This is a genomic window from Gemmatimonadales bacterium, assembly GCA_041390145.1.
In the GTDB taxonomy this organism is placed as follows: Bacteria; Gemmatimonadota; Gemmatimonadetes; order Gemmatimonadales; family GWC2-71-9; genus SPDF01.
In genome coordinates, this window is the sequence record JAWKQM010000014.1 from 73,082 (window position 1) to 82,162 (window position 9,081).

Genomic DNA, 9,081 nt, shown 5'->3' on the forward strand with positions numbered 1-9,081 from the left:
CCCTTAGTGCGCCGCCCCCAGCAGCTTCGTCAGGTTAGCCGTGGTGATTCGACTGATCGGTACCGCGCGCTGGAAGACCAGCGTGGTCCCATCGGCCGACCACTCCGTGCCCCCCTCACTCTCCGGGGTCTCGGTGATGCGGCGGGTGGAACCGTCAGCCAGCGTCAGGATGCCGAGGTCGCCGGCCTCACCGACGAGGAACCGGTAGACCATCTCCTTGCCGTCTGGAGACCACGCCTGTCCAGTCTGCCCGGCCGGGAGAAGCGGTCGACCCTCGCCGCCGGCGAGGGGGAGAAGCATCGCCTGAGGGGCGCTCCCTCCGAACACAGTGATGGCGACAGAGTCGGAGGTCGGAGAGGTGCCCACTACCTGCGCAATCGAGCGGTCCCAAAGAGTCCGCGACGAGCCATCAGCATCCACCAAGTCCATGGTGAACGTCGCCTGTCCTCGGCCGATCAGGCCGACGAAGACCTGCGACATCCGATTGACGCTCAATAAAACGTTCACGGTTCCAGTCGTGGTAACGCGAGCCGGGTCCCCTCCTGTTGCCGGAACCCGCCAGACATCACCGAACAGCGCCTCCCGATCGGCACGGAAATAAATCTCGGTGCCATCGGCGTTCCATCGGGGAGCTGTTTCACTACCGGGCCAACTGGTGAGCTGGCGGGGTGCGCCTCCAACGGCATCCATCACCCAGATGTCGTCCGAGCCTCCCCGGTCTGACTGGAACACCAGCATCGAGCCGTCGGGTGACCACCTGGCCTGGGCTCCGCCGGCGTTGGCCAGAATGACCTGGGGCTCACCGCCGCCAATTGGCAGCACCGCGAAGTCGTTCACACCACCACCCCGGACGAAATTGACCATGACCTCCCCCGTGGAGGAGAGGTTGAACCAGCCCGCCTGTGCGGTGTCGGGAGTGAGCTGCCATTCCTTGCCGTCGGCGAGTGCGTGGGCCCAGATGGTACGAGTGGTCTGGCCGGTCGTGTACGCAAGCTCACCGGTGCCCGGTCGCCAGCCGATGAGGGTCTCTACCAGCACGTCGTCGGTAACCCGTCTGGCGGGTCCGCCCGTCGCCGGCATGATCCAGAGGTCGGACTGCTGGCCCCGGTTGGAAAAGAATGCGATCCACTGCCCATCGGGCGACCAGAAGGGGGCGTTGTCAGCCCGCACGTCGTTGGTGAGCTGCCGGCCGGGGTCGCCATTCACAGGGAGAAGCCAGATGTCGTCCGCGCCAGTCCGATTCGAGGTATACAGCAGCGCGGTGCCATCGGGCGACCAGGGGATAGCGGCCAGTGCCTCGAATCCTTCAGTGGTCAACTGCCTGATATCCCCGCCGACGCTGTCGGCCAGCGCGATCGTGAACCGCCCCTGGTCGACGACTTGAAGGGCCATTTGGCTGCCGTCCGGCGACCAGAAGCCCACGTGCGGCCGGGTCTCGGTGGGGGCCATGCGATACGGTGTCCCGGAATCGACGTTGACGGCCATCGCAATGACAGACTCGCCGGCCACGACCACGTAGCCAAGGCGCCTGCCGTCACGGTTCCACGCTACGGGTTGCTGAAGCCCTTCACCGCCTGCCACCTGCCGCGGCGTGCTGCCGGCGGCGGTGTCGATCAACCAGGCGTGTGGCATCGACTCCCCGTTGCTCGCGAACACTGCGAACCGCGACCCATCGGGCGCCCACACGAGATCTGGAGTCCAGAGATTCGTGAGCTCGAGCCGCGCCGGCGCGCTCATGTCCGCGGGCGACGCCCAGAGCGCCCACTGCTGGCCATCGCGCTGCCACCAGTAGATCCGGGAGCCGTCGGGGGAGTAGCCGGCTCCGACCACGTTCGCCTTCTCGGGCGAGAGGGTGGTGATCGGCGGCAGCGCTGACTGATCGCCGCAGGCACCCAGCGCCAGCAGGGCGCCGAGGAAGAGGACACGCTTCATGGACGCGCTCCATCGGTGGAGGCCAGGGCTTCGGGGTCGAGCGCCCCACGGATGCCGTTGGCAATGCGAGTGACAATGTCGCTCTGCGCCGCGAGCACGTCGCTCACGTCGCGTTCGTAGGTGTCGGACCAGAGGCTGCGGGTGGTGACCGGGTCGCTGAACTGCACCGTGATGCGCATGACGTTGCCGGCCCGGAATACCGACGTGACCACCAGGGCGTCGAGGCCGAGCTTGGCCGCCACCTCGCGGTCGGGCGTGCTGCCGTCGGCGTAGCGCAGCATGTCGGACACCGGTGCCACCCCAACCGTCCCGATCTGGGCCAGGGCGGTGTTGAGGGCATCCTGCATCGCCCGGACGAAGAGTGAGTCCTGCCCCGAGATGTCGTTGATCTTGAGAACGCCGACCTTCTCGATGCGGCCGCTGCCGCCGCCACCACGCGTCATGGCCCACGCGCCGATGGCTCCCCCAATGAGTACCACCGCCGCCACCACACCCATGATCCACGACCGGGGGGACTTCGTCCGCGGCAAGGTGACCTTCGGCACCGGCCGCGTGTGCGTCGGCGTGATGCCCCCGCTCGGCGTGGAGCCGATCATCTCGAGGTGGCTCACCAGTTCGTCGGCGGTCTGCCAGCGGTCGGCGGGGTTCTTGGCCAGGCAGCGCATCAGCGCGTCGGCCAACGGGTCGGGCACGCCGGGCCGCACCTCGCGGATGTCCTTCGGCGCCTCCATCACATGCGCCGCGAGGATACCCTGTGCCGTCTTCGCCTCGAAAGGCAGCCGACCGGCCAGCATCTCGTAGCCGAGGATGCCGAGGGCGTAGATATCGGCCCGGGCGTCGATGTCGGTCTCACCCATCGCCTGCTCGGGCGCCATGTACGACGGCGTCCCGACGGCGATGCCGACGGTGGTCAGCTTGTCGCCGCCGGCCGCTGAGACCGCCTTGGCCACGCCGAAGTCGGTGACCACGGCGTGGCGGCCGGAGAGGAGGACGTTGCCGGGCTTGATGTCGCGGTGCACCACCCCGCGCGAGTGCGAATAGGCGAGGGCGTCGGCCACCTCGCGGAGGATGCGCACGGCATCGGGCACCGGCAGCTGCTTCTCGCGGTGCAGCCGCTCGGCAAGGGATTCCCCCTCGACAAACGGCATCACGTAGTAGAGAAAGCCCTCGGCCTCGCCGGAATCGTAGAGCGAGAGGATATGGGGATGGTTGAACTGGGCGACGATCCGGATCTCGCGGGGGAACCGCTCGGAGCCGAGGGCGGCGGCAAGCTCCGGCTTGAGCACCTTGAGGGCCACCTGGCGGTCGTGCTTGACGTCGCGGGCCAGGAAGACGGTGGCCATGCCTCCGGCACCGACTTCACGGACAATCGTGTAGTGGTCGCCGAGGGCGGCGTCGAGGCGGGTCTGTTCGTCAGTCACTGGCTCCCAATCTCCCCCTCGCGGGGCGGCTCCGCAACCCATGGTCCTCCGGGCGGGTTACGGCCGGCCGAAGAGGGGCGTATTATTCCTCCTCCGAACCACTCACCCCTGGGGACCCATGCGCCGCACCCTTCTGCCGATTGCCGCCCTCGTGCTCTTCGCCTGTGGCCCCTCCATCACCGTCACTCGCGACGACGCCATCCCGATGCCCGGCGCCGCCACCTATGTGTGGGGGCCGCCGCCGCAGCACGTCCCCAACGAGCAGGGCATCGTGGAACAGAGTCCGGTCATCAACCAGCGGATCAAGACCGCCATCGACAACGAGCTCAGGAACAAGGGCTATCGCCTGACCGACTCGGCGCAGGCGGCGTTCATGGTGCGCTACGCGGTAGGCTCGAAGTTTCAGCAGACCGAGGTGAACGACCAGGTGTCCACCGGCGCCGGCGTCGCCAGCACCAATGCCTGCGGCGGGGCGTCCTGCTGGACCGGCTGGGACTACGGCTGGTACGGCACCCAGACCACCGACGTCTCGACCCGGCACTCCGGCGTCGTGGTGGACCTGGTGGACCTCAAGTCCGGGACCCTGGCCTGGCGCGGGATCTACGCGAAGGAAGCCACCGGCAAGGTTCCCACGCAGGAAGCGGTGCAGGAGGCGGTGGACAAGCTCTTCGCCAAGCTCCCGGCCGTCGGGAAGTAGATTCCGTCACCCCCCATTCTTCGGAGTCATCATGTCAGTTCGTCTTCTTTCACTCGCTGGCGCCGCGCTGCTGATCAGCTGCGGCCCGTCGGTCACAAGCCAGGTCAACCCGAACGTCGTCGTTCCTGCAGGCGCCACCTATGCCTGGGTCGGGACCGAGAACGTCAACGGCGGGGACCCGATCGTCTCCAACGAGATCGTGCACTCGATGATCAAGCAGTCCATCCAGGCGCAGATGGCCGCCAAGGGCTACAAGCTGGTGACTAACAACGCCGACGCCAAGTTCTACGTCCGCTACTACTTCGGCACCAAGACCCAGACCAGCTACGTCACCACCTCCACCGGCGTCGGGTACGGTCCGGGCTGGGGCTACGGGTGGGGCTACGGCGGGATGGGGATGACCACCACCCAGCCGGTGGAAACCACCCAGGGCAACGCCATCATCGACCTGGTCGAGATGGGCAGCAACACCATGGTGTGGCGCGGCACCATGACGGGCGACCTGAGCAACAAGGCGCCCACGCAACAGAAGGTGGATGAGGCGACCGCGAAGCTCATGGCCGGGATGCCCTCCGCCGGCCCGCCGCCAGCCAAGAAGTAGGACCGCGACACACCTCTGTCACCCAGACAACACCATGGGCCCGTGCATCGCGCACGGGCCCGTTTTTTGTCTGGAGCGCCTGGCGCCTCGTCGCGAAGCGCAGCTACTTGGGGGACGCTTCCGGTGGGTAGAGCTCGAGGTCGATGGCGCCCTGGCCCCGCACGATGACCCGCGCAATCAGTGCGTCCGGTCCGGCCCAGACGCCGACCGGCGTCGCACTGCTGAGCGTAGTCCGGAGAAAGAGTCCTGGCGCCAGCTCCCGGTTCATGTTCTCCTCGGCGAGCTGCCGTCCCTTCTCAATGGTGGGCGCCAGGTTCACCTGGATCGACTCCCGCAGCAGCCCCGTCACCTTGTCGGTGGATGCGAGCCATGCCAGCGCGCCGGTCAGTGCGTCGGTGGTGCCGGCGTCGATGGTGAGGTCGGGCATGGTGAGCATACCCGCCGAGTCGATCTGCGGATGCCCGATGGCGTAGAGCGTGCCGTTGGCGGCGCCTGAAACCGTCAGCGCCACCACCACCCGACCATCCCCAAGGGGAGTCGGCTTCAGGTGGCGAATGGCCATCTTGTGCCGCCCCACCTTGATCTTCGTGTTGGCGAGCGCCTTGGAGAGGATGTCTTCCGCCACATCGTACGGCAGGCGGCCTTCGCTGAGAATGAGCAGTTCGGTCTCGGGGGCGGGGCCCCGCTCCGGTGGCAGGAGCGGATTGGCCGAAGAGTCGGGACGGGCGCCACCGACAATCCGCGGGTTGGCCTCCAGGCCGGCCTGCCAGATCAGCGTGTCGCTTGACACGCTCGGCGGAAGAAATCGGAAGGTGACCGGATCGATGAGGAGCCAGAGGCTGTCGGTGAGCTGGAGCGGCTGCTGCATCGAGCCCCACACATCTTCCACCGTCTTGCGGACCGGGAAGGCCTGAAGCTGCCGGTTGATCTTCGCCAGTTCCTGTTGCAGCGCTCCCTCCGCGGCATCGAGCACCTTTCTCGTGACGTCGATGTGGAGCACCGTGACCTCGCACTGGTCGCGCTCGGTGTTGGTGAGCGCCTCCGCCGTGACTGTGGACCGTGCCCGCAGGCGCCAGTGGTCGTCGATGCGACCGGTGACGCGGAGGGTCAGGCGCGCCCGCGGTCGCTGATCGCCGGTGCCGCACGAGGCGCTCACCTCGGGCAGCAGCGGCGGGTTGTACCAGCCCTTGCCCTCGTAGTGCAGCACCGACGACGCGGTGACCGTCGGGCCATCGAAGCCAAAGACGAACGGCTCGCGCATGACCGCGTAAGCGACGTGCACCCGGTCGTTGTCCGGGATCGCAATCCGCTCCTCGATGTTGCCGAAGGTTCCGGGCACCTCGGATTCAAGCCAGGCGAGTGCCGGCGCCAGGTTGTAGCGGACCGGGACTTCGATGCGCGAGGGCGGCACCGGGGGGAGCGATTCCGTCTCAGCGCCCGTGGCCATCGCGGGCGGCGGCGCCTCGAAGGTGCGGCCACCCTCGCACGCCACAGCGACGAGCAGGACGACCGCGCTGGTTGTTATCGGGGACAGGACACGACGGATGGTCACGCGCTGAAACCTAGCGCCGGGATGACAGTACGGTAGGGGCTTGCTAGGTTCCCCTCACGCATCCCACACCTGGAGAGCCGATTATGGCGTTCGTGATTCGCCGCCTGCATCTGACCCCGCTCGTCGCCGGGGCATCCTTCCTGGCCGCCTGCGCGCCGAGCACCCCTTCCGCCACCCCGACCCCCGTGGCCACGCCGCCGACCGTCGTGCAGGAACGCCCGGTGCCGTACCCGATGGAGGAGTCGCCCTGGTTCCGGCGTGCGGTCACCAACGAGACGCGGACCCGCACCGGCGTCCCCGGGGCCAAGTACTGGCAGCAGTGGTCCAAGTACGACCTGGCCGCCACCTATGATCCCGCCACCGGCCGCGTCACCGGCACCGGCACCATCCGCTACTACAACCGCTCGCCCCGGCAGCTCACCACGGTGTATGTCCACCTGCGTGACAATCTCTTCGGCGACAGCGCCGTGCGGAACGAGACGGTCCCGATCACCGGCGGTGTCACCGTGTCCCGGGTGGCGGTGCGCGGCGCCGACGTGCCCGAAGCGACCGACAAGGCCCGTGGCTACAAGATCAACAGCACCGTGATGTCGGTGCCGGTGCTGCCCGCGCTCGCCGCCGGCGACAGCGTCGACCTGGCGTTCAGCTGGAGCCTGACCGTGCCACCCGACGGCGCGCCCCGCGGCGGCCGCACTGACGACCTCGCCTACATCAGCTACTGGTACCCGCAGATGGCGGTGTACGACGACGTGGTCGGCTGGCAGACCGACCCGTACATGGGGAACGCCGAGTTCTACATGGGATACGGCAGTTACGATGTGTCGCTGACGGTGCCGGCCGGTTACCTCATTGGCGCCACCGGCACGCTCACCAACGCGGCCGATGTCCTCACGCCGCAGACACGGCAGCGACTGGCGCTCGCCCGCACCGCGGACACCGTGGTGCACGTGGTGGCCGAGGGGGATCGCGGCCCGGGCAAGGCCACCCAGGGCGGCAAGATGCTGACCTGGCGGTTCCACGCCGACACCGTCCGCGATTTTGCCTGGGGCGTGTCCGACAAGTTCGTCTGGGATGCGACGCGCGCGGTGGTGGGCGACCGCGACGGGAACGGCACCGCCGACACCGCCGCCATCCACACCTTCTGGCTCCCGGGCAACGCCACCTCCAAGTGGTCCCAGGACGCGCGGTACGCCCGGCACTCGATCGAGTTCCTCTCCAGCTATCTCTGGCCCTATCCCTGGCCGCAGATGACCGCCATGCAGGGCCCCGAGTCGTGCGGCGGCATGGAGTACCCGATGATCACCTGCATCGGCGGTTTCCAGTCCGACACCTTCGCGCTCTATGGCGTCACGGTGCACGAGCTGGCCCACATGTGGTTCCCGATGCAGGTCGGATCCGACGAGAAGCGCCACGCCTGGCAGGACGAGGGCCTGACCGAGTTCAACGGCCTGCAGGGCGAGGCGGACTTCTTCGCCGGCCGCGACGCCGAGGCGCGGGACAAGAATGTGTACACGCAGGTGGCGCGCATGGGGATCGAGGAGCCGATGATGCGCCACGGCGACCGCTACGACACGAACATCGGCTATGGCGTCGCGAGCTACATGAAGCCCTCCAACATCCTGATGATGCTCCGCGGCATGCTGGGGCCGGAGCTGTTCCAGCAGGCGTACCGGACCTACGGCAGCCGGTGGAAGTACCGGCACCCGACGCCCTGGGACTTCTTCTACACCTTCGAGGATGTGAGCGGCCAGGATCTCGGCTGGTTCTGGCGCACCTGGTTCTGGGAGACGTGGACCGTGGACCAGTCGGTGGGCAGCGTGACCCCGGGCCCGAACGGCACCACCATCGTCATCGTGGACAAGGGGCTCGCCCCGATGCCGGGCGAGGTGAAGGTGACGCGGAGCGACAGCACCGCCGTGATGGAAAAGATTCCGGTCAAGTATTGGCTCGACGGTCACGCCAGCTACAGCTTCACGGTCACCGGAGCGCCGGTCGTCAAGGTCGAGGTGGATCCGGAGCAGAAGCTCTCCGACGTCGACCGGAAGAACAACAGCTGGAGTCCATGAACCGCCGGTGGTTCACGACGACGATCGGCGCGTGCCTGCTGCTGGCCGCGCCGGTGTCGGCACAGGGTACCGATCCGGTCCCCGCATCCATCCGCGCGCGGGTCAACGCCCTGCAGCTGCACGACGGTGACGTGACGGTCCTCAGCATACCGCTCCAGACCGGCACGATTCTCTCCCAGTTCTACGCCCTCCGGGACTTCCAGCCGGCTTGGGGGTCATCCGACCGCATCGACGGGCTGCTCCAGGCCATCCGCGCCGCGCGCGCGGATGGGCTCGAGCCCCGGGACTACCTGCTTGACCCGCTCACCCAGCTCGCCCCCTTCGCACTCACGCCGGCGGCATCGGCCGCGCTCAAGGCGGACTTTGACCTCCTGGCCACCGAGGCGCTGATTCGCCTCTGGTCCTCCCTCACGGTCGGCAAGGTGGACCCCGCCGCGCTCGACACGACCTGGCATATTCCTGTCGCGCCGCTCCCCCCAGACGTAGCGGGGACCATCGAGGCGATCGCCACGTCGGACACGATGCCGGCAGCCATCGCCGCGCTCGGACCCCGTCACCCGCTCTACCTCCGCCTGCGGAGCGACCTCGCCCGGTATCGGGCGCTGGAAGCCAGCGGGGGATGGGAGCCGATCCCGGCCGGCCCGAACCTGGAGGAAGGGCAAAGTGATTCGCGGATTCCGGCGCTGCGGCGACGGCTGGCCCTGACAGGCGACCTTGACCCGCTGACCGTATCCGATACCGGCGCCGTGGCAACACCGGAGCTCACCGCGGCGTTGGCACACTTCCAGGCGCGCAACGGCCTCTATGCCGAT

At 67.9% G+C, this 9,081-nt stretch carries 7 protein-coding genes; 4 read left to right on the forward strand and 3 right to left on the reverse strand.

Annotation, left to right across the window (positions count from 1 at the left end; genetic code table 11):
* Window positions 1-3: 3 nt before the first annotated feature.
* The gene (locus R2910_12465; GenBank protein ID MEZ4413793.1) at window positions 4-1,932 is read right to left on the reverse strand and encodes a hypothetical protein; all 1,929 of its coding nucleotides are present in this window, start codon (window positions 1,930-1,932) and stop codon (window positions 4-6) included.
* Entirely contained in the window at window positions 1,929-3,353 is a 1,425-nt protein-coding gene (locus tag R2910_12470) for a serine/threonine-protein kinase (protein ID MEZ4413794.1), read from the reverse strand. Before R2910_12470 ends, R2910_12465 begins: the two co-directional genes overlap by 4 nt.
* Before the next feature lie 118 nt (window positions 3,354-3,471).
* Between R2910_12470 and R2910_12475 the strand changes: the two genes are divergently transcribed.
* Together R2910_12475 and R2910_12480 are read left to right on the forward strand one after the other, a co-directional pair.
* On the forward strand, window positions 3,472-4,050 hold the full coding sequence (locus tag R2910_12475; protein ID MEZ4413795.1) for a DUF4136 domain-containing protein: 579 nt from the start codon (window positions 3,472-3,474) through the stop codon (window positions 4,048-4,050).
* Window positions 4,051-4,081: 31 nt separating this feature from the next.
* The gene (locus tag R2910_12480) at window positions 4,082-4,651 is read left to right on the forward strand and encodes a DUF4136 domain-containing protein (GenBank protein MEZ4413796.1); all 570 of its coding nucleotides are present in this window, start codon (window positions 4,082-4,084) and stop codon (window positions 4,649-4,651) included.
* A 103-nt stretch (window positions 4,652-4,754) separates the two neighbouring features.
* On the opposite strand, the gene R2910_12485 is transcribed toward R2910_12480, so the two are convergent.
* Window positions 4,755-6,203, reverse strand: a complete 1,449-nt coding sequence (locus R2910_12485) for a DUF4403 family protein (GenBank protein ID MEZ4413797.1) — start codon at window positions 6,201-6,203, stop codon at window positions 4,755-4,757.
* Between the two features lie 83 nt (window positions 6,204-6,286).
* On the opposite strand from R2910_12485, the gene R2910_12490 reads away from it, so the two are divergent.
* Both R2910_12490 and R2910_12495 read left to right on the forward strand, forming a co-directional pair.
* Window positions 6,287-8,269, forward strand: a complete 1,983-nt coding sequence (locus R2910_12490; GenBank protein MEZ4413798.1) for a M1 family metallopeptidase — start codon at window positions 6,287-6,289, stop codon at window positions 8,267-8,269.
* Window positions 8,266-9,081, forward strand: an 816-nt coding sequence (locus R2910_12495) for a hypothetical protein (protein MEZ4413799.1), incomplete at its 3' end; no start/stop codon positions are given. The genes R2910_12490 and R2910_12495, both read left to right, overlap by 4 nt.